The sequence below is a fragment of the Amycolatopsis melonis genome (assembly GCF_040064235.1).
GTDB classification, from domain to species: Bacteria; Actinomycetota; Actinomycetes; order Mycobacteriales; family Pseudonocardiaceae; genus Amycolatopsis; species Amycolatopsis melonis.
Window position 1 is genome coordinate 394355 of record NZ_JBDZYD010000004.1, and the last position, 18788, is coordinate 413142.

General features: G+C 72.6%; 19 protein-coding genes. 9 read left to right on the top strand and 10 right to left on the bottom strand.

All coding sequences use genetic code 11. The features are described from left to right. Positions 1-142: 142 nt before the first annotated feature. Positions 143-2566 (bottom strand): ATP-binding protein, encoded by a 2424-nt coding sequence (locus ABJI51_RS12715; protein ID WP_348950380.1) that lies wholly within the window; start codon positions 2564-2566, stop codon positions 143-145. A 149-nt stretch (positions 2567-2715) separates the two neighbouring features. Here ABJI51_RS12715 and ABJI51_RS12720 point away from each other — a divergent pair, with 149 nt between their 5' ends. From ABJI51_RS12720 to dmpG, 3 genes are read left to right on the top strand one after another with little or no spacing between them, the layout of a single operon-like run. Next, a complete protein-coding gene (locus tag ABJI51_RS12720; RefSeq protein WP_348950382.1) occupies positions 2716-3849 on the top strand; it encodes an MFS transporter in 1134 nt (377 codons plus the stop codon). 37 nt (positions 3850-3886) lie between these two features. Beyond that, positions 3887-4786: an acetaldehyde dehydrogenase (acetylating) gene (locus ABJI51_RS12725; RefSeq protein WP_348950384.1), complete on the top strand. Its 900-nt coding sequence runs from the start codon at positions 3887-3889 to the stop codon at positions 4784-4786. Continuing rightward, complete coding sequence (gene dmpG / locus ABJI51_RS12730) at positions 4783-5811, top strand: 4-hydroxy-2-oxovalerate aldolase (protein ID WP_348950386.1); 1029 nt, start codon at positions 4783-4785, stop codon at positions 5809-5811. The genes ABJI51_RS12725 and dmpG overlap by 4 nt, the downstream gene beginning before the upstream one ends. 131 nt (positions 5812-5942) lie before the next feature. Here dmpG and ABJI51_RS12735 read toward each other — a convergent pair whose 3' ends face one another. Together ABJI51_RS12735 and ABJI51_RS12740 are read right to left on the bottom strand one after the other, a co-directional pair. Continuing rightward, positions 5943-6602: an alpha/beta fold hydrolase gene (locus tag ABJI51_RS12735; RefSeq protein WP_348950388.1), complete on the bottom strand. Its 660-nt coding sequence runs from the start codon at positions 6600-6602 to the stop codon at positions 5943-5945. A gap of 20 nt (positions 6603-6622) precedes the next feature. Continuing rightward, on the bottom strand, positions 6623-8140 hold the full coding sequence (locus tag ABJI51_RS12740; RefSeq protein WP_348950390.1) for an FAD-dependent monooxygenase: 1518 nt from the start codon (positions 8138-8140) through the stop codon (positions 6623-6625). Positions 8141-8204: 64 nt separating this feature from the next. On the opposite strand from ABJI51_RS12740, the gene ABJI51_RS12745 reads away from it, so the two are divergent. After that, positions 8205-8828 carry a TetR/AcrR family transcriptional regulator gene (locus ABJI51_RS12745; protein WP_348950391.1) on the top strand — a complete coding sequence of 208 codons (624 nt, stop codon included), beginning with the start codon at positions 8205-8207 and terminating at the stop codon, positions 8826-8828. A gap of 4 nt (positions 8829-8832) precedes the next feature. Here the strand turns inward: ABJI51_RS12745 and ABJI51_RS12750 are convergent, their stop codons facing one another. Then, positions 8833-9714: a LysR family transcriptional regulator ArgP gene (locus tag ABJI51_RS12750; RefSeq protein ID WP_431605607.1), complete on the bottom strand. Its 882-nt coding sequence runs from the start codon at positions 9712-9714 to the stop codon at positions 8833-8835. 69 nt (positions 9715-9783) lie between these two features. On the opposite strand from ABJI51_RS12750, the gene ABJI51_RS12755 reads away from it, so the two are divergent. Then, positions 9784-10383 carry a LysE/ArgO family amino acid transporter gene (locus ABJI51_RS12755; protein ID WP_348950395.1) on the top strand — a complete coding sequence of 200 codons (600 nt, stop codon included), beginning with the start codon at positions 9784-9786 and terminating at the stop codon, positions 10381-10383. Between the two features lie 84 nt (positions 10384-10467). Here the strand turns inward: ABJI51_RS12755 and ABJI51_RS12760 are convergent, their stop codons facing one another. Genes ABJI51_RS12760 through ABJI51_RS12780 form a run of 5 tightly spaced genes read right to left on the bottom strand, consistent with a single transcriptional unit; the run spans position 10468 to position 13166 of the window. After that, on the bottom strand, positions 10468-11181 hold the full coding sequence (locus ABJI51_RS12760; RefSeq protein WP_348950397.1) for a 2OG-Fe(II) oxygenase: 714 nt from the start codon (positions 11179-11181) through the stop codon (positions 10468-10470). Continuing rightward, a complete protein-coding gene (locus ABJI51_RS12765; RefSeq protein ID WP_348950399.1) occupies positions 11178-11309 on the bottom strand; it encodes a hypothetical protein in 132 nt (43 codons plus the stop codon). Before ABJI51_RS12765 ends, ABJI51_RS12760 begins: the two co-directional genes overlap by 4 nt. Continuing rightward, complete coding sequence (locus tag ABJI51_RS12770; protein ID WP_348950401.1) at positions 11306-11902, bottom strand: methylated-DNA--[protein]-cysteine S-methyltransferase; 597 nt, start codon at positions 11900-11902, stop codon at positions 11306-11308. The genes ABJI51_RS12765 and ABJI51_RS12770 overlap by 4 nt, the downstream gene beginning before the upstream one ends. Continuing rightward, complete coding sequence (locus ABJI51_RS12775; RefSeq protein ID WP_348950403.1) at positions 11899-12375, bottom strand: RNA polymerase sigma factor; 477 nt, start codon at positions 12373-12375, stop codon at positions 11899-11901. The genes ABJI51_RS12770 and ABJI51_RS12775 overlap by 4 nt, the downstream gene beginning before the upstream one ends. Continuing rightward, positions 12372-13166, bottom strand: a complete 795-nt coding sequence (locus ABJI51_RS12780; protein WP_348950405.1) for a putative protein N(5)-glutamine methyltransferase — start codon at positions 13164-13166, stop codon at positions 12372-12374. The genes ABJI51_RS12775 and ABJI51_RS12780 overlap by 4 nt, the downstream gene beginning before the upstream one ends. A 196-nt stretch (positions 13167-13362) precedes the next feature. Here ABJI51_RS12780 and ABJI51_RS12785 point away from each other — a divergent pair, with 196 nt between their 5' ends. Next, entirely contained in the window at positions 13363-13917 is a 555-nt protein-coding gene (locus tag ABJI51_RS12785; RefSeq protein ID WP_348950407.1) for a copper resistance CopC family protein, read from the top strand. Between the two features lies 1 nt (position 13918). On the opposite strand, the gene ABJI51_RS12790 is transcribed toward ABJI51_RS12785, so the two are convergent. Further along, positions 13919-15274, bottom strand: coding sequence for an APC family permease (locus tag ABJI51_RS12790; protein ID WP_348950409.1), 1356 nt, complete (start codon positions 15272-15274; stop codon positions 13919-13921). A 169-nt stretch (positions 15275-15443) separates the two neighbouring features. Between ABJI51_RS12790 and ABJI51_RS12795 the strand changes: the two genes are divergently transcribed. From ABJI51_RS12795 to ABJI51_RS12805, 3 genes are all read left to right on the top strand, one after another. Beyond that, positions 15444-15944 carry an Lrp/AsnC family transcriptional regulator gene (locus ABJI51_RS12795; RefSeq protein ID WP_348950411.1) on the top strand — a complete coding sequence of 167 codons (501 nt, stop codon included), beginning with the start codon at positions 15444-15446 and terminating at the stop codon, positions 15942-15944. Positions 15945-16055: 111 nt separating this feature from the next. After that, positions 16056-17447, top strand: coding sequence for an aspartate aminotransferase family protein (locus ABJI51_RS12800; RefSeq protein ID WP_348950413.1), 1392 nt, complete (start codon positions 16056-16058; stop codon positions 17445-17447). A 115-nt stretch (positions 17448-17562) separates the two neighbouring features. Then, a complete protein-coding gene (locus ABJI51_RS12805) occupies positions 17563-18771 on the top strand; it encodes a cytochrome P450 (RefSeq protein WP_348950415.1) in 1209 nt (402 codons plus the stop codon). Positions 18772-18788 lie beyond the last annotated feature (17 nt).

Consider the following 18788-nt stretch of genomic DNA (forward strand, 5'->3'; position numbering starts at 1 on the left):
TAGGTCCGGTCCGGACCTGGCGCCGATTGAACTGGGGTGCCACGGGCGGGGTCCATGAACAACCGGCCGGAAGTTCCGGCCCGGAAAGTTCCGGTCGGCGCCACTCGCTCCGGTGGGTGTCCGGCCGGTCGCGGACCGTGCTTCAGCTGCGGATTCCCATGGCCTGGTACAGGTCCTGCGCGCGTCGCCGGTACGGGCGGCCCTTCTCGGCTTCGCCCGCGTCCTCGTACGTCCCGGCGATGCCTTCGAGAGCGCGGGCTTCCTCGTGCTGCTCGCTGGTGAGCTGGGCGACCTCGCGAGCCCGCAGGTAGTGCTCCAGGGCTGCCGCCCGGTCGGCCGTCGCCCGGGCGATGTCGCCGAGGGCGTTGTGGGCCAGCGTTTCGAGTGGCCGGATGCCGGTCGCCGCGGCGACGGCGAGAGCCTCCTCCTCGGCGCTGCGCCCGGTGGCCGCGTCGCCGAGGTGCAGGTGGACGAGCCCCAGGTAGACCAGCGCGTAGCCCTCGGCCTCGCGATGCCCCGCCGCCCGGCTGACGCCGAGCGACCGGACCAGGTACTCGCGGGCTTCCTCGTACCGGCCGAGCGCGCGGTAGACGTCCCCGAGGTTGTGCAGGGAGATCGCCTCGCTGGCGCGGTCGCCGATGGCGAGGGCGATGTCGAGCTGCCGGTGGTAGCACTCGAGCGCGGCGTCGAGTTCGCGGCGGTGCTCGTGGACGAACCCCAGGTTCCCGTACGCGCGACCTTCGGCCAGGGTGTCGCCCGCTTCCAGCGCCAGCGTCACGGCCCGGCGGAGGTGGTGCGCCGCGGACTCGTACTGGCCCAGCTGCGCGTACACCGTCCCGAGCGTGGTCAGCGCGCGGGCGGTCCCGACGACGCTGCCCTCGACGTCGAGGCTCGCGGTGAGGTGCTCGATGGCCTCGTCGTAGCGCCCGACCCGGGCGCAGATCGCCGCGAGGTCGGACAGCGCCTGCTGCTGGCCGACGGAGTCGCCGTCCCGGCGCGCTTCGGCGAGCGCGTGGCCGTGGAGCGTGTGCAGGGCGCCGTAGTGGCCGTGGACGCGCAGGGCCTGCCAGAGCACAGTGGACAGATCGCGGGCGTAGGCGTCCCCGGCGGCCGCGGACCACTCGGCGATCGCGAGCAGCGTGGGCAGTTCGACGGCCAGCCACGCCGCGGCGTCGTCGGCGCTGCCGAACGCGAAGCCGTCACCGTCGACGTCGGTGAGCAGCGGACGGCGGTGCGGATCGCGGGGCGCGACCGCGTCCGCGGCGACGACCGCCCCGGCGAGGTAGTGCCGGGCAAGGCGCGTGGCCGGGTCGGTCTCGGTGTCGAGGCTGCGCGCGTAGTCGCGGACGAGGTCGTGGAACTCGTACCGGCCGTCGGCCCGGTGGTCGAGCAGATGCCCGGCGACCAGCGCCTGCAGGAGACGGCGGGCCTCCGGCACCCCGGTGCCCAGCGCCGCGGCGGCCGCGGCGCTGTCCCAGTGCGGACCGGGGTGCCGCCCGAGCAGCCGCAGGGCGGCGGCGACGCCGGCGGGCAGCGCGCGGTAGGACCACGACAGCACGGCGGGCAGCGACGTCGCCGCCTCCTCCGTGGTCAGGGCGTCGAGACGGTCCCCGGCCGAGCGCATCGCCGAGGCGACCTCGGCCAGCCCCCGGTCGTGCGCGAGCCGCTCGGCGACGATCCGCAGCGCGAGCGGCAGCCCGCTGCACCCGGCCACGACGTCGGCGAGTGCGGCCCGGTCGGTCAGCCGCCCCCGGTCGACCAGCCGGCCGAGCAGCGACAGCGCTTCGTCGTCGTCCAGCGGCGGCACGAGCACCCGGTGGGCGTCGTCGCTGACGGCGAGGCCGTGCAGCGTGGTGCGGGTGGTGACCAGCACGACGCACCCGGCATGCCCCGGCAGCAGTGGTCGCACCTGGTCGGCGGACCGCGCGTTGTCCAGCAGCAGGAAGACCGACCGGGTGGCCAGCACGCTGCGCAGCAGCGCGGACCGCCCGTCGAGGTCCGCGGGGACGTCCGCGGCGGGAACGCCGAAGGCGCGCAGGAACGAGTGCAGCACCTCCCCGGGCTCGGCCGGCGCGCCCGGGCCGTAGCCGCGCAGGTTCGCGAACAGCTGACCGTCCGGGAAGTCCCGCCGCACGGACTGTGCCCAGTGGACGGCCAGCGAGGTTTTCCCGACCCCGCCCATGCCTTCGAGGACGAAGACGCGCTGCCCGCGTCCGGCGTAGAGGGCGTCGAGTTCCTTGATTTCCCGTTCCCGGCCGGTGAAGGCGCTGCTGCCGGCGGGCAGCTGAGCCGGCACGGCCACGGTTTGCGGGGGCGGCGTGTCGCTGGGTGCGCCGGGCGCTTCGGGAACGTAGTGCTGCACGAACCGCGCGACCTGAGCGTCCCGCAGCCCGAGCCCACGCGCCAGCGCTTCGAGAGAGCTACGCCGCGGCCGCGCGACGCGGCCGCGTTCGATGTTGCTGATGCCGCGCACCGTCAGCCCGGTGCGTTCGGCCAACTCTTCCTGAGTGAGCCCGGCAACCCGCCGCAGCTCGCCGAGCAGTGTCATCTCCGGCTGACCTTCCACCCGGGCAGCGTAGTCCGGCGGCCGCCGGCCGGGATGCCGTTCAGCGGAACAAGCCGGGACCCCGGCGGAAATCCGCCATCACCCTGCACCGCCACGGAGCTGTCGCAAACCTGCCAGCCCCGCCGCGGCGGAGTCGATCTACTGGCCGCATGACCGCACCCCCGATCACCCGCTGGCCCGCCGTCTTCGCCGTCACCGTCGGGATCTTCGCCATTGTCACCACCGAAATCCTGCCGATCGGGCTGCTGACGCCGATCGCGGACGGCTTCGGTGTCTCGGCCGGGACCGCCGGGTGGACCATGACCGTGCCCGGGTTCGTTGCCGCCGTCGCTGCTCCCGTCGTCACCGTGGCCACCGGGCAGGTCGATCGGCGGCTGATGCTCGGCGTGCTCATGCTGGTGCTCGCCGTCGCCGGGTTTCTCGCCGCGGCCGCGCCTGTCTTCTGGGTGCTGCTCGTCGCGCGCTTTCTCGTCGGCGTTGTCATCGGCGGCTTCTGGTCGATCGGGGCGGGCCTGGCTCCGCGGCTGGTCGGGACCGCCGCCGCGCCGCGGGCGACCTCCGTCATCTTCGCCGCCGTGCCGCTCGGCTCGGTGCTGGGCGTTCCGCTCGGCACCCTCGCCGGGCAGCTTGCGGGCTGGCGGACCGCGTTCCTCCTGCTCGGCCTGCTCGGCCTCGGCACCGCCGCCGCCCTGCTGATCCTGACGCCGCCGCTGCCGCCCGCGGAAGCCACCCGGCCGGCCGTCCTGCGCGATCTGGTGCGCCGCAAGAGTGTCCGAAGTGGACTGATCGTGACGTTCCTCGTCGTGCTGGCCCACTTCGGCACCTACACCTATGTCACGCCGCTGCTGCGGGACGTCGTCCGCCCGGAGGCGCTGAGTGCGTACCTGCTCGCCTACGGTGCCGCGGGGATCGCCGGGACGTTCCTCGCGGGACTGCCGCGTGCCACCTTCGCCGGGGCGGCGGCGCTGATCGCGGTGTCGGTGTTCGCGCTGCCGCACGCCGGGCCGGTCGGCGCGCTCGTGCTGCTGCTCGGGTGGGGTGCCGCCTACGGCGCGGTGCCGGTCTTCTCCCAGGCCTGGTTCGCGCGGGCGGCGCCGGACGCGCCGGAGGCCGCCACCGTCCTGTTCACCGCGTCCTTCCAGGCCACCATCTCGGCCGGGGCGCTGGCCGGCGGGGTCGTGGTGGACGCGGTGTCGGTCCCGGCGGTGATGACCTGCGGTGCCGTGGTCGCCGCCGTCGCCGCGGTGGTCATGGGGGTCCGTTCCGGTGAACGGAACGGCTGACTGTCGCCGCCGGCGAGCGCGGTGCGACGGTCGGGGCATGGCTCCCGTGATGGCGGCGATCGTCGGCCCCGGCAACATCGGCACCGATTTGCTGGCGAAGCTGCGACGCAGTGAAGTACTCGAAGTCGGTTACGTGGTCGGCGTGGTGGAGTCCGACGGGCTCGAACGCGCCCGCGCGCAGGGAATCGCGGCGTCCGCGGAGGGCGTCGGCTGGCTGCTGCGCCAGGATCCCCTGCCGCAGCTGGTGTTCGAGGCGACCTCGGCGAAGGCGCACGCGGCGAACGCGCCGCGGTACGCCGAAGCCGGCATCCAGGCGATCGACCTCACCCCGGCCCACCTCGGCCCGATGGTGTGCCCGCCGGTGAACCTCGGCGCGCACCTCGACGCCCCGAACGTCTCCATGATCACCTGCGGGGGACAGGCGACGATCCCCATGGTGCACGCGGTTTCCCGGGTCACCGAGGTGCCGTACGCGGAGATCGTCGCCTCGGTGGCCTCGCGCAGCGCCGGGCTCGGCACGCGGGCGAACATCGACGAGTTCACGCGCACGACGTCGCGGGCGGTGGCCGAGGTCGGCGGCGCAGGGCGCGGCAAGGCGATCATCATCCTCAACCCGGTCGAACCGCCGATGATCATGCGGGACACGGTGTTCTGCGCGATCCCGCCCGACGCCGACCGCGACGCGATTTCGGCGTCCGTGCACGACATGGTGACCGCGGTCCAGCAGTACGTCCCCGGCTACACCCTGCGCGCGGACCCGCAGTTCGACGACGCCCGCGAGGACTGGGACGGCCACGCGCGCGTCGGGATCTTCCTGGAGGTCCGCGGCAACGGCGACTACCTGCCGGAATACGCAGGCAACCTCGACATCATGACCGCCGCGGCCGCGCGCGTCGGCGAGCTGGTGGCCCGCGCGAAGCAGGAGGTGCCCGCATGACCCGCCCCGAGCTGCGCCACGACGTCCGGATCGTCGACACGACCCTGCGCGACGGCAGCCACGCGATGGCCCACCGCTTCACCGAGCGGCAGGTCCGCGACACCGTCCGCGCGCTCGACCGCGCCGGTGTCGAGGTGATCGAGGTGACCCACGGCGACGGCCTCGGCGGTTCGTCGTTCACCTACGGCTTTTCCGCCGTCGACGAGCTGCGGCTCATCGCCGCGGCGCGCGAAGAGGCGAGGCAGGCGAAGATCGCCGTGCTGCTCGTGCCCGGCATCGGCACGGCCGAGGACCTGCAGCGCGCGTTCGACGCGGGCGCGGAGATGGTGCGGGTGGCAACGCACTGCACCGAGGCCGACGTCTCGCCCCAGCACTTCGGGCTGGCGCGCGACCTCGGCATGGAGACGGCCGGGTTCCTCATGATGGCGCACCGCACGCCGCCGGAGGACCTGGCCAAGCAGGCGCGGATCATGGTGGACGCGGGCTGCCAGGCCGCGTACGTGACGGACTCGGCGGGCGCGTTGCTGATGCACGAGGCACGGGCCCGGTTCGAAGCGCTGGTCGCCGAGGTCGGCGACACGGCGTGGGTCGGCTACCACGGGCACCAGAACCTCTCGCTCGGCGTCGCGAATTCGGTGCTGGCCTACGAAGCAGGCGTCCGCTACATCGACGGGTCGCTGTGCGCGCTCGGCGCGGGCGCGGGCAACTCGCCGACCGAGGTGCTCGCGGCGGTGTTCGACCGCCTGGGCATCGGCACCGGCCTGGACGTCGGCGGCCTGATGGACGCGGCCGAGGAGGTCGTCCGCCCGTACCTCGACCGCTGGCCGAAGATGGACCGCAACGCGATCGTCCAGGGCTGGGCCGGGGTCTATTCGAGCTTCCTGCTCCACGCGGAACGGGCGGCCGAGCGCTACGGCGTCCCGGCACAGGCAATCCTGCGCCGCTGCGGCGAGCTGGAGCTGGTGGGCGGCCAGGAGGACATGATCATCGACGTGGCGGTCCGGCTGGCCGAGGAGAAGGACTAGCGCGCAAAGCGGTCCAGCGCGGCGAGTTTCCAGGCGCGCTTGAGGTCGCTGGCGCCGTGCCCGGACCGGTCGTCGACGAGCAGTTCGGCGCCCGGCCACGCCCGGGCAGCTGAGGTCGAGCCAGCCGTGGATCAGTCCGCCGGGAATGCCCGCCAGACGCCCGGCGTCACGGATCGCGGCGCCTTCCGCATGGGCGTAGTAGCGCGCGGTGAGCCGGACGAACGCCGGCAGTGCGTCGTCGACCGGTCCACTGTGGACCTCCAGGATGGCGCCGGGTTCCAGGGAAAGGACCGTTTCTTCCCAGGCGTACCACGCGAGCGCTGCGCGGTCGCGTGGTACAGCCGGTCGATCTCCGAGCGCCGCGTGGTGCTGATCGCGCTGACCACGATTTCCGACACCCGGTGCGGGAAACGCTCTGCGTAAACCAGCGCCAGTGTCGTGCCCCACGAGCCGCCGGTGAGCAGCCAGCGCTCGATGCCGAGGTGTTCCCGCAGCCGTTCGAGATCGGCGACGAGGTGGTCGGTGGTGTTGTGCCGCAACGACGTCTCGGGATCGGCGGCGTGCGGACGGCTCCGGCCGCAGCCGCGCTGGTCGAGCAGCACGACGCGGTACCGGGCGGGGTCGAACATCCGCCGCATGCCCGGCGTGCAGCCCTGGCCCGGTCCGCCGTGCAGCACCACCGCGGGCTTGCCGTCCGGGTTTCCGCAGGTCTCCCAGTACACCTGGTGCCCGTCGCCGACGTCGAGCATTCCGTGGGCGTAGGGCTCGATCGGCGGGTACAGCTCGGTCATGCCCGCATTCTGCCGGTCCTTCAGGCAGGCTCGCCGAACCACCGGCGCAGCGCGGTGTCCAGGCCTGCGGTACCGCCGTCTTCACTGGCCCAGGCGATGTAGCCGTCGGGCCGGATCAGCACGCCGGTGAGATTCGCGTCGCTCACGCACTTCGTGGTGAGCACGGTGACGCGCCCGGCCCAGCCACCGGCCGCCTCCCGGAGTCCGGCGTTCTCGGCGAGGTCCAGCAGGAGTGCCTTGCCGTCCTGGAGGTGCTCGCCGAGCCGGGTGCCGTCGGCGAACGCGAAGTCGGGCGCGCCGCGGCCGGTGAGGTCGTGCTCGCCGTCGATCGGGTAGCGGTGCAGCACGCCGGAGAGCTTCTTGGCGAGGTAGGTCGCGCCGTCGTCGGTGCGCAGCAGGTCGCCGACGACCTGGCGCAGCGCCTTCGTCCGGACGTCGTCGCGCATCAGCGCCACCTGCGCCCGCGTCCAGTCGAGGACCCATTCGCCGATCGGGTGCCGTTCGGTCGTGTAGGTGTCGAGCAGGCCGTCCGGCGCCCAGCCCCGGATGGTCGCGGCGAGCTTCCAGCCGAGGTTGACCGCGTCGCCGATGCCGAGGTTGAGTCCCTGCCCGCCGAAGGGGGAGTGGACGTGCGCGGCGTCGCCGGCCAGCAGGACGCGGCCCTGGCGGTAGGTCGTCGCCTGGCGCGCGTTGTCGGTGAAGCGCGTCGCGCTGTGCACCTTCGTCACGCGGATGTCGGCACCGGAGACGCGCCGGAAGCTGTCTTCGAGTTCCTGCGCGGTCACCGGCGACTCCCGGTCGGCGGGCGGGCCGTCGAACTCGACGGTGAGCATCCGCCCGGGCGTCGGCCCGTGGACGTAGAGGCCGCCGTTGCCGTGCTGCCAGCCGGCGGGCAGCACGTCCGCGCCGGTCAGCTCGGCCATCGCCTGCCGCCCGGTGATGGCCGGATCGGTGCCGGGAAACTCGAACCCGGCCAGCTTGCGCACCCGGCTGCGCCCGCCGTCGCACCCGACGAGCCACCCGGCACGCACGGTTTCGCCTTCGTGGAGGTGCACGCTGACGCCCTCGTCGTCGGCGTCGAACCCGGTCAGCTCCACGCCGCGCCGGATCTCGACGCCCAGTTCGGCGGCGCGGGCACCGAGGATGGCCTCGACGGCCTGCTGCTGGATGACGACCACCCGCGCGGCGGGCCCGACGTCGCGGAAAGCGGGATCGTCGAAGTGGACGCCGTTCGAGGCGACCATGATCCCCGCGAAGTGGCCGACGGGCAGCGCGGGCTTCGGCCCGGTGGCACCCCGCGACTCGAGGAACTTCTGGATGCGTTCGGCGTTCTGCCGGACGTTCTCGTCCATGGCGGGCAGTAGCCCGCGGCGGTAGAAGGCTTCGGCGGTGGTCAGGTTGACCGACCCGGCCTTGATCGTCTGGTCCGGTTCGGCCAGCCGTTCGACGACGAGGACGTCCACCCCGGCCAGCCGCAGTTCACAGGCCAGCATCAGGCCGACCGGCCCGCCCCCGGAGATCACCACATCTGTGTTCATGGCGCCGATGATGCCACAAACTTATACCGAGTCAAAGTTTAGAGTTGGTCTATACTCTGCGCTCATGGCGGATCACGGGCTGCGCGAGCGGAAGAAGCAGGCAACACGCCAGCTGATCTCGAACGTGGCAACAGGTCTCTTCGTCCAGCGAGGCTTCGAGGAGGTGACGGTGGCGGAGATCGCCGAAGCGGCGGGCGTCTCCAAGATGACGGTGTTCAACTACTTCCCCCGCAAGGAAGACCTGTTCCTGGACCGCCACGCGGACCGCCTGGCCGAGCTGACCGCGGTGGTCCGCTCCCGCCCGCCGGGGACGTCACCCTGCGCGGCCCTGCGCCGTCACCAGCACGAGTTGCTGGCCTCGGGCCATCCGCTGTCCGGCGCCATCTCGGGCGGCCCGGGCTTCTGGTCGGTCCTGACGGCCAGCCCGGCCCTGATGGCGCGGTGGTACGAGCAGGAACGGGAGATCGCGGAGGCGTTCGCGGAGGTGTTCGCCGAGGAGACGGGCGAGGTGTTCCGCTCCCGGATGGTGGCAGGCCTGCTGACCACGGCGATCACGACGATCTTCGCCCACGCAATGGGCCGAGTTCTGGCCGGCGACGACGTCGAGGTCGTCCGGCGGGAGCAGGCCGGGTTCATCGACGAGGCGTTCGACCTGGTGGAACGCGGGGTGGGGGACTTTCCCGGGTAACCCGCTAGCGAAGCGCCGCCTTTGCGCCCTGGGCCACCGCGTCCGCCACCGCGGCCAAGGCCGGTGAATCGAGTTTCCACTGCTGCCAGTACAACGGCACGTCGATCGGGCGGTCCGGGGCCAGGTCGACCAGCGCGTCACCGCGCGCGGCCGCCTGGGCTTCCGGGACCATGCCCCAGCCGAGGCCTGCCGCCACCGCGTCGGTGAACGACTCCGAGGCCGGGATGTAGTGGCGGACCAGGGTGAAGCTGCGGCGGCGGGTCAGGGCGCGCAGGAACCGGTCCTGCATCTCGTCCTTGCGGTCGAACACGATCACCGGTGCCGCGGGGAGCTGGACCGGGAGCGGGCCCGCAGCGAGCCAGCGGGCGACGAACGCCGGTGAGGCCATCGCCCGGTAGCGCATCCGGCCCAGCCGGTGGGACGTGCATCCCTGGACCGGCTGCGGGGACGCCGTCACCGCGGCCATCACCAGGCCCTCGCGCAGCAGTTCCGCCGTGTGGCCCTCGTCCTCGCGTTGCAGGTCGAAGCAGATGCCCAGGGACTCCGGCAGCGCCGCGAGCACGGGCAGGAACCACGTCGCCAGGGAGTCCGCGTTCACCGCGATCGACAGCGTGCGGGTCGCCGCGCCCAGGCCCAGCTCGGTCAGGGCGTCCTGTTCCAGCTGGGCCAGCGACCGCGCGAACCGGACGATCACCTTGCCCGACGGCGTCAGCGACACCGGTTTCGTGCGCAGCAGCAGGACCCGGCCGGTGCGCTGCTCCAGTGCCTTCACCCGCTGGCTCACCGCCGACGGCGTCACGTGCAACCGCGCCGCCGCCGCGTCGAAACTTTGCTCGTCCACCACGGCCAGCAGCGTTTTGACCTGGTCGAGCGGGAGATCGGACATCACGAGCGCTAATGTTACGTAAGAATCTTTAGCTGGAGTAATGCTGCCCGCGACCATAGCGTCGAGGACGTGCTTGCTCTGCTCGTCGCCGGGTTCGGGACCGGTCTCTCGCTCATCGTCGCCATCGGTTCGCAGAACGCCTTCCTCCTGCAGCAGGGACTGCGCGGGGGCACCGTCGCACCGCTCGTCGTCATCTGCGCCGTCTCCGACCTCGTGCTCATCGGGCTCGGCGTCAGCGGGCTCGGCGCCGTGCTGGCGCAGTGGCCGTCCGCCATCGGCGTCATGGCCGTCGGCGGCGGCCTGTTCCTGCTCGGCTACGGCGCGCTCGCCGCGCGGCGCGCCCTGCGGCCCTCGGTCATGACCGTCGGGGACGACCGGACGCCGCTGCGGAAGGCCGTGCTCGCCTGCATCGGGTTCACCTGGCTGAACCCGCACGTCTACCTCGACATCCTCCTGCTCGGCTCGGTCGCCGTCGCCCACGGCGACGGGCGGTGGCTGTTCGGGCTCGGGGCCGTGATCGCCAGCGCCGTCTGGTTCAGCGCGCTCGGCTTCGGCGCCCGGCGGCTGGCCGGGGTGTTCGCCAGGCCGGCGGCGTGGCGGGTGCTCGACGTCCTCATCGCCGTGACCATGACCGCTCTGGGCGCGACGATGCTGCTCAGCCACGTCTGAGCACCGGCCGTCAAGCCATGCCTGTCCAGTACATCGGCTTGACCCGCGATCTCGGCGGGCACCAGGCCCGGGCTTGCGTGGGCGTCAGGCAGCATCGTGGAACACCAGCCCCAGCGTGTGCCGCCGTCCCGAGCGGACCGGTGAGACGCCGTGGCGGACCGGGGCTGCCGACCAGCCCCGCGCCGAGCGGACCGGGCGGTCGCGGGTGGTGAACACCAGGCCGTGGCCCTGGGGGATGAGCGTCGCCGTGCCGCGGGACTGGGCCCGGGGGCGCTGTTCCACCAGCAGGAACTCGCCGCCGGTGTGGTCGGTGCCCGGGTTGCTGAGGTTGATCACCACCTGCAGCGGGAACACCTTGTCGCCGTACAGGTCGCGGTGCAGTGCGTTCCAGCCGCCCGTCTCGTAGCGCAGCAGGATCGGCGTCGGTCGCTGCTGGCCGGCCGCGTGGCAGATCGCCAGCCACTCGTCCAAAGTGGACGGCCATTCCGCCTCGCGGCCCAGTCGGGCGTGCCAGTCGCGGGCGATCGGCAGCAGCCGTGGGTAGAGCGCCTGCCGCAGCTGCTGGACCGGCTCCGGGAACGGGGCAGCGAAGTACCGGTAGTCGCCATGGTCGCCGAAGCGGTGGCGTCGCAGGTTCACGGTCGCACGGAACTGCGATGGCTCGTCCCACAGTACTACCAGCCGGGCGCATTCGGCCGGTGTCAGCAGCTGTGGCAGGAGTGCGCAGCCGTAGTCGTCGACCTCCGCGGCTACCGCGTCCCAGTCCGCCGCGGCGACGCGCTGGGCGTAGCTGGTCATGCTGCCTCCAGCGTCGCCAGCCGGGCGGATTCAGTCGGTGTTGGCAGGAGTGCGCAGCCGTAGTCGTCGACCTCTGCGGCCACCGCGTCCCAGTCTGCCGTGGCGACGCGTTGGGTGTAGCTGGTCATGCCGCCTCCATGGTCAGCAGGAGCCGCTTGGCTTCTTCGCCGCCGGCGTACTGGCCGTACGATCCGTCGGATCGGACTACCCGGTGGCAGGGCACCACCACCGGCAGGGGGTTCAGGGCGCACGCCGTCCCTACTGCGCGGACCGCCTTCGGGCTTCCTGCGGCCGCCGCGACCTCGGCGTAGCTCTCGGTGTGGCCGTAGGCGATCTCTGGCAGGTGCTCCAGCACCGACAGGCGGAAGCCGCGGGCCAGGCGGAGGTCCAGGGGGACGTCGAACGTCCGTCGCTGGCCGGTGAAGTACTCCTCGAGCTGGTGGACTACCGGGTCCAGCCGGGCCGGTGCCCGCAGGATGCGGGGGCTGATCCGCGCTGCCAGCTCGGCCAGTACCGCGTCGTGGTCCTGGCGGTCGAAGGCCACCTTCACCAGGCCGCGCTCGGTTGCGGCCAGCAGCAGCGGCCCGACCGGGGTGTCCAGCGTCCGGTAGGCGACGTCCAGCAGGCCCTCCTGGTCCGCGGCCTCGGTGAGCCGCTCGTGCAGGCGGTTTGGGTTCAGCTCGAACCGCTCCGGGAACGGGGGGAAGATGATGTCCGTCATGAGAGCGCTCCTTCCAAGGGGTAGGCCGCCCGCAGGGTCTTGATGCCGTCGGCGGCGGCGCGGCGGGCGGCGTCGGCGGTTCCCCCGGTGATCTCCGCGATCTCGCGGTAGGGCAGCCCGGCCAGGTAGTGGTAGGCGACGGCCATGCGCTGCTTGTTCGGCAGCTTCGCGAGCGCGTCCCAGAGATCGCCGTGCCAGGTCTCGGCGCGGCCCGGCGCGTCGGGGACGTCGGCTACCGGTACGGGACGGCGGGCCTGCGCCCGGGTGACGTCGAGGGCCTTGCGGTGCGCGATCGTGACGAGCCATGCCTGGACGTTCGCGTCCGCGGGCAGCTCGGGATACGCCCGCAGCGCGGCCAGGAACGTCTCGGACCACGCGTCTTCGGCGTCTGCCGGGCCCAGCATGGCCCGGCAGACGCGAAGAACCATCGGACCGTGCTCGGTCACGATCTGCTCGAAGGGTTTCGTCGTCACACCTGGTAGACGTCCGGGGGCGGCGGAACGTGAGATCGGGTTCCGGAGACGACCGTCGCGCCCAGTTCCTCCGACTCGTGCACCCGCGCGGCCAGGCCGGCCGCGGTGAAGACCGCCGCCAGCACCGGGGCCTGCCGTCCGCTCGCCTCGACCAGCACGGTCCCGCCCGGCGCCAGCCACCGCGGCGCGCCCGCGGCGACGCGGCGGGCGAGGTCGAGGCCGTCGGTGCCGCCGTCGAGCGCCGTCAGCGGCTCGTGCAGGCGCGCCTCCGGCGGCATGGTCGCGACGGCTTCCGACGGGACGTACGGCACGTTGGCCAGCAGGACGTCGACGCGGCCGCGCAGTGACAGCGGCAGCGCGTCATAGAGATCGCCCTGGTGGACGTGCGCGTCCGGCAGGTTCAGCCGGGCACATTCGACGGCGGCGGGTTCGACGTCGGCGGCGTGCAGCTCGCGTGGCCGCAGCAGCGAGGCGAACGCGGCAGCCAGCGCGCCGGAGCCGCAGCACAGGTCCACCACGACCGGGTCCCGCGGGGCGAGCGAGACGGCCACGTCGACCAGGAACTCGGTGCGCCGGCGCGGCACGAACACCCCGGGCCGCACGGTTACGCGCAGGCCGTGGAACTCCGCCCAGCCGAGCAGGTGCTCCAGCGGCAGCCCGGCGACCCGCCGCTCGACCAGCGCGTCGAGTTCTTCGGGGGTCGCGGCCGCGGCGACGAGGAGCGCGGCCTCGTCCTCGGCGAACACGCAGCCCGCGGCCCGCAGCCGGGCGACGACCGGTGAGGTGTCCACAAGGGACGAAGCCTACCGGACCGGCACCGGGTGACCGCGCCGCCGGGGATTCGGCGCCGGTGACGCAGCCGAGGGGATTCGGCGCCGGTGACGCAGCCGAGGGGATTCGTCGCCGGGGAACCGGCGCCAGATGGCCGTGCCGCCGGGGAACCGGCACCGGATGATCGCGCCGCCGGGGATAGGGCAGGATGTCCGGATGATCCTGCGCCGCCTGACCGGAGCCGTGCTCGTCGCCGTCGCCGGGCTCGTCGTCCTCGCCGGGCCCGCCTCGGCCCACACCGAACTCGAGTCCAGCTCACCCGCCGACGGTGCTTCGCTGACCTCCGCGCCGACGCAGATCCAGCTGACCTTCGGCGAACCCGTCACGCTGCCGCCGGACCCGGTCCAGGTCACCGGCCGCGACGGTACCTCGTGGCAGGTCGGCGCCGCGAGCGTGGCCGGGGGCGTCGTGACCGTGCCCGTGACGCCGTCCGGGCCCGCCCAGAAGTACACGATCAGCTGGAAAGTGGTCGCGAAGGACGGGGACAACGTCACCGGTGCCCTGGACTTCACCCTCACCGCGGCAGCCTCCAGCGCGGCAGCACCGGCGACACCGGCAGCACCGGCGACACCGACGACGACCGCCGTGTCTCCCACGAACCTCGATTCGGCAGGCGTCCCCACCTGGATCTGGGTGCTGGCCGCCGTCGCCGGCCTGCTCGCGGTGATCGTCGTCGGCGTCCGGCAGCTGCGCGGCGGGCCGAAGGACTGACCTACTCCTGGGGGACCGTCACGACCCACCGGCCGGGACGGCGGCGCAGGTAACCCCACCAGTACAGCGCCGACACGATCAGGACCCCGGCCGTGATGGCCAGGTCGACGGCCTTCTGCTCGACCAGGACGTAGGCCAGCGCCGCGACGGCGAGGCCCGGCACCAGCGGCCAGGCGGGCATCCGCCACACCTGCGGGTGCCGGTGCGCCGCCCGCCGCGCTCGCAGCGTGGCGGCCGCGACGCCCAGGTACAGCGCGACGACGGCGACTCCGGTGACGCCGCTGAGCGTGTCCACCGGCACGAAACACAGGACCGCTTCCGACAGCCCGGTCACCAGCGTCGCGACCCACGGCGAACCGAACCTGGCGCCGACCACGCTCATCGCGCGGTTGACCGGCGCAGGCCAGGCCTGGTCGCGGGCCGCCGCGTAGAGCACGCGCGAGTTCTGGACGACCATGACGATCACCGCGTTGACGATCGCCGCCGCGATGGCGAGGCTGATCGCCATCCCCGCGCCCGGGCCGCTCCACGCGGTGACCAGTGCGGTGAGGTCGAGCGCGGCGGTGTCCGGCACGGCCAGGGTGATCGCCACGACCGGCACGAGGATGACCACGGCGCTGATCCCGAGCGTCCAGAACACCGTGCGCGCGACCGTCCGGCGCGGCTCGCGCATCTCCTCGGCCAGGTAGACCGCGGTGCTGAAGCCCTGCACGACGAACAGCGCGACGGCGAGCCCGGCGACGACGGCGATCAGGCCGATCGCGTTCGTGCCCAGCGCCGGCTTCAGCAGCACCGCCGGGCTCTGCGTGGCGTGGCCGAACGCCAGCAGGGACACCACGAAAACGGCGACGAGCTCGACGACCAGGAAGATCCCGGTGATCCAGGCGTTGGACCGCAGGTTCAGCAGGCCCATGACGGTGGCCGCGAGCATCACGGCCGCGCCCGCGACCGACGGGTCGACGTCGGCGATCGCGGCGACGTAGTCCGCGACGCCGATCGCGATGATCGGCGGCACGACGAGGATGACGACGAAGGACAGCATGAACGTCAGCCAGCCGGCGAACCGGTTCGCCACCGTCGTGACCATCGCGTATTCGCCGCCGGCACTGGGCACCAGCGTGCCGAGTTCGCAGTAGCAGAAGGCGATTCCCACGCAGAGGAGCACCGCGAGGGCGATGGCGAGCGCGGTGCCGGTGCCGAGTTCGGCGAACAGCGGGGGCACCAGGACGAACAGGGACGACGCCGGCGTCACGCAGCTGAGCGTGAGCAGGGTGCCGCCGCCGACGCCGATGGAGCGGGTGAGCGAGCGGCTTGCGGCGGGAGCGGCGGTGTCGGGCGGGGCGGGAGTGCGGGGCATGGCGTTCCCTCCGGCCAGGGGCAAGGTGCGACGGATGGAACAGCACCGATTCGGTGTTGTCAACGCCGTCAAGACGACTGAATCCGTTGTCTGCGTGGCCGCGCACCTTCGTAATCGGTTACCGGTCGTGACGGCGTGGCGGGATTGCCGGACCTCGTCCGCGTCGGGAATGATCCGGGGCGTGAGCAGCCAGGACACTCCCAGCCGGCCCGCGCCGCCGGTGCTCGACGACATCTCGCGGCAGATCATCGCGCAGCTGCAGGAGGACGGGCGGCGGCCCTACGCGGCGATCGGCAAGGCGGTCGGCCTGTCGGAGGCCGCGGTCCGGCAGCGGGTGCAGCGGCTGTCGGACTCCGGTGTCATCCAGATCGTGGCCGTGTCGGATCCCTTGCAGGTCGGGCTGTTCCGGCAGGCGATGATCGCGATCACCGTCGACGGCCCGCTCGAACCGGTCGGCGACGCACTGGCCGAAATGGACGAAATCGCGTACGTGATCCTTTGCGCGGGACGCTACGACCTGCTGTGCGAGGCCGTCTGCGCCGACGACGAGGCACTGCTGCAGCTGATCTCGACGCGGATCCGCGCGCTGCCCGGCGTCCGGCACGCGGAGGCGATGGTCTACCTCAAGCTGCGGAAGCAGACCTACCAGTGGGGCACTCGCGGAGCGTGACGACGAAATCCGAAGATTCAACACCGATGTTGACCATGGATTAGTCGTCCAAGTTCGGCTGTACGACTGAATCGCTTGCGTCGACGCGACGGCGCGTGCGATAACCGGGACATGACCACTACCGCCGACCTCGCCACCGCCGACGCCGCCGGCCTGTCCCGCGCCGCCCGCAGCAACCTCTGGATGCACTTCACCCGCCACTCCGCCTACGACGAAACCGACGTCCCGGTCATCGTCCGCGGCGAAGGCGCGTACGTCTGGGACGCCCGCGGCAAGCGGTACCTCGACGGGCTCGCGGGTCTGTTCGCCGTCCAGGTCGGGCACGGCCGCGAGGAACTCGCCGAAGCCGCGGCGCGGCAGACGAAACAGCTCGCGTACTTCCCGCTGTGGGGCCACGCGCACCCGGCGGCGATCGAGCTGGCCGCCCGGCTGGCCGACGCGTCGCCCGGCGACCTGAACCGCGTGTTCTTCACCGTCAGCGGCGGTGAGTCGGTCGAGACGGCGTGGAAGCTCGCCAAGCAGTACTTCAAGCTCACCGGGAAACCGGGCAAGCACAAGGTGATCAGCCGCGCGCTGGCCTACCACGGGACTTCGCAGGGTGCCCTGTCGATCACCGGCATCCCCGGCGCGAAGGCCGACTTCGAGCCGCTGGTGCCGAGCACGCTGCGCGTGCCGAACACGAACTTCTACCGCGCGCCCGAGCACGCCGGCGACTACGAGGCCTACGGCCGCTGGGCCGCCGACCGGATCGAGGAGGCGATCGAGTTCGAGGGCGCGGACACCGTCGCGGCGGTGTTCCTGGAGCCGGTGCAGAACACCGGCGGCTGTTTCGTGCCTCCGCCGGGTTACTTCGCGCGGGTCCGGGAGATCTGCGACCGCCACGACGTCCTGCTGGTGTCCGACGAGGTGATCTGCGCCTTCGGCCGGGTCGGGTACGACTTCGCCGCCAAGCGCTACGGCTACCGGCCCGACATCATCACCACCGCGAAGGGCCTGACGTCGGGCTATGCGCCGCTGGGTGCGGTGCTGGCGAGCGAGCGGCTGATGGCGCCGTTCACCCGCGGCGCCACGACGTTCATGCACGGCTCGACCTACGGCGGCCACCCCGTCTCGTGCGCGGTGGCGCTGGCCAACCTCGACCTCATCGAGCGCGAGGACCTCTACGGGCACGTCCTGGCGAACGAGGCCGCGTTCCGGTCCACTTTGGACAAGCTGACCGACCTGCCGATCGTCGGCGACGTCCGCGGCGCGGGCTTCTTCTACGGCATCGAGCTGGTGAAGGACAAGGCGACCAAGGAGACCTTCAGCGCAGCGGAGTCCGAGCGGGTGCTGCGCGGGTTCCTGTCCGACGCGCTGTTCGAGGCCGGGCTGTACTGCCGTGCCGACGACCGCGCCGAGCCCGTCGTGCAGCTGTCGCCGCCGCTGATCTGCGACCAGCGGCAGTTCGACGAGATGGAGCAGATCCTGCGGGACACCCTGACCCGGGCCTGGGCGCTGCTGTGACCGGATTTCCCCTTGCCTTCCGGCGTACCGTGGACGGCAGGGGGACCGGGGGAGCGGCCGGTGACCGGCCCGCCCGTGCCGCGCCGACCGGCCGCGCATCCGGGAGGAGACCCCGATGACCGCGTCCACGGACACCCCGCGCCTGCCCTTCGCCCGGCCGAACGTCCTGGAGATCGCGCCGCTGTTCGCGGTGCTGCGCCGTCAGGGACCGGTCGTGCCGGTGACCACCCCGGCCGGCGACCCCGCCTGGCTGGTCACCGGGTTCGAGCAGGTCCGCGCGATGTTCACCGACCCGCGGTTCGGCCGCTCGCACCCGGCGCCGGACGAGGCGCCGACGCTGTCGGACGCGGCGATCCTCAGCCGTCCGCAGGGCGACCACGAGACCGAGCACGCCGAGCACGCGCGGATGCGGCGGATGCTGGTGCCCGCGTTCTCCGCCAACCGCATGCGGCGGCTGGCCGGGCACGTCCAGGAACTGGCCGACGGCTGCTTCGACGCCATGGAACGGGCCCGGACCGGGGACGAGCCGGTCGACCTGCACGAGCACCTGTCGTTCCCGCTGCCGGTGCTGGTGATGTGCGAGCTGCTCGGTGTCCCGTACGAAGACCGCGAGACGTTCCGGGTGCTCTCGGAGCGGATGGGCCGGATGGACATCGGGGCGGACGCGGACGCCGCCCTCGACGAGTTCGCCGCCTACATGGGCAGGCTCGCGGCGGTCAAGCGGCGCTCGCCCGGCCAGGACGTCGTCTCGGACATGGTCCGCGCGCAGGAGAGCGATCCGGCGTTCACCGACGACGACCTCGCCCGCGCCGCCGCCGGCCTGCTCTTCGCCGGTCACGAAACCACGTCCACCCGCATCGACCTCGGCGTGCTGTACCTGCTCACCGACCTCACCCGGCGCGACGCGCTGGCCGCCGACCCGGACGGCCGCGTGCACGGGGTGGTCGAGGAGATCCTGCGGATGGCCTCGCCGGGCGGCCTCGGCGTGCTGCGCTACGCCCACGACGACGTCGAGCTCGGCGGCGTCACGATCGCCCGCGGCGACGCGGTCGTGCTGTCGCTCGGCGCGGCCAACCGGGACGAGGCCGAGTTCCCGGAGCCGGAGAAGTTCGACCCGGACCGCAAGCCGAACTCGCACGTGGCCTTCGCCTACGGCGGCTGGTTCTGCATCGGCGCGAGCCTCGCCCGCACCGAGCTGCGCGTGGTGTTCGGCTCGCTGTTCCGCCGGTTTCCCGGGCTGCGCCTGGCGGTCGGCGTCGATGAACTCCAGGTGCGGACCAACCGTGTCACCGGGGGAGTGGACCGCGTGCCGGTCCTCTGGTAGACAACGGCGGCGGCGAC

What these genes read in the sequence shown, in the direction of transcription:
- ABJI51_RS12725 (WP_348950384.1), top strand. Translation starts at nt 3,887, where the DNA reads ATGGCTCCCGTGATGGCGGCGATCGTCGGCCCCGGCAACATCGGCACC.
- ABJI51_RS12760 (WP_348950397.1), bottom strand. Translation starts at nt 11,181, where the DNA reads ATGACCAGCTACGCCCAGCGCGTCGCCGCGGCGGACTGGGACGCGGTA.
- ABJI51_RS12740 (WP_348950390.1), bottom strand. Translation starts at nt 8,140, where the DNA reads ATGAACACAGATGTGGTGATCTCCGGGGGCGGGCCGGTCGGCCTGATG.
- ABJI51_RS12795 (WP_348950411.1), top strand. Translation starts at nt 15,444, where the DNA reads ATGATCCGGGGCGTGAGCAGCCAGGACACTCCCAGCCGGCCCGCGCCG.
- ABJI51_RS12785 (WP_348950407.1), top strand. Translation starts at nt 13,363, where the DNA reads ATGATCCTGCGCCGCCTGACCGGAGCCGTGCTCGTCGCCGTCGCCGGG.
- ABJI51_RS12805 (WP_348950415.1), top strand. Translation starts at nt 17,563, where the DNA reads ATGACCGCGTCCACGGACACCCCGCGCCTGCCCTTCGCCCGGCCGAAC.
- ABJI51_RS12790 (WP_348950409.1), bottom strand. Translation starts at nt 15,274, where the DNA reads ATGCCCCGCACTCCCGCCCCGCCCGACACCGCCGCTCCCGCCGCAAGC.
- dmpG (WP_348950386.1), top strand. Translation starts at nt 4,783, where the DNA reads ATGACCCGCCCCGAGCTGCGCCACGACGTCCGGATCGTCGACACGACC.
- ABJI51_RS12745 (WP_348950391.1), top strand. Translation starts at nt 8,205, where the DNA reads ATGGCGGATCACGGGCTGCGCGAGCGGAAGAAGCAGGCAACACGCCAG.
- ABJI51_RS12770 (WP_348950401.1), bottom strand. Translation starts at nt 11,902, where the DNA reads ATGACGGACATCATCTTCCCCCCGTTCCCGGAGCGGTTCGAGCTGAAC.
- ABJI51_RS12800 (WP_348950413.1), top strand. Translation starts at nt 16,056, where the DNA reads ATGACCACTACCGCCGACCTCGCCACCGCCGACGCCGCCGGCCTGTCC.
- ABJI51_RS12765 (WP_348950399.1), bottom strand. Translation starts at nt 11,309, where the DNA reads ATGACCAGCTACACCCAACGCGTCGCCACGGCAGACTGGGACGCGGTG.
- ABJI51_RS12720 (WP_348950382.1), top strand. Translation starts at nt 2,716, where the DNA reads ATGACCGCACCCCCGATCACCCGCTGGCCCGCCGTCTTCGCCGTCACC.
- ABJI51_RS12750 (WP_431605607.1), bottom strand. Translation starts at nt 9,714, where the DNA reads ATGTCCGATCTCCCGCTCGACCAGGTCAAAACGCTGCTGGCCGTGGTG.
- ABJI51_RS12735 (WP_348950388.1), bottom strand. Translation starts at nt 6,602, where the DNA reads ATGACCGAGCTGTACCCGCCGATCGAGCCCTACGCCCACGGAATGCTC.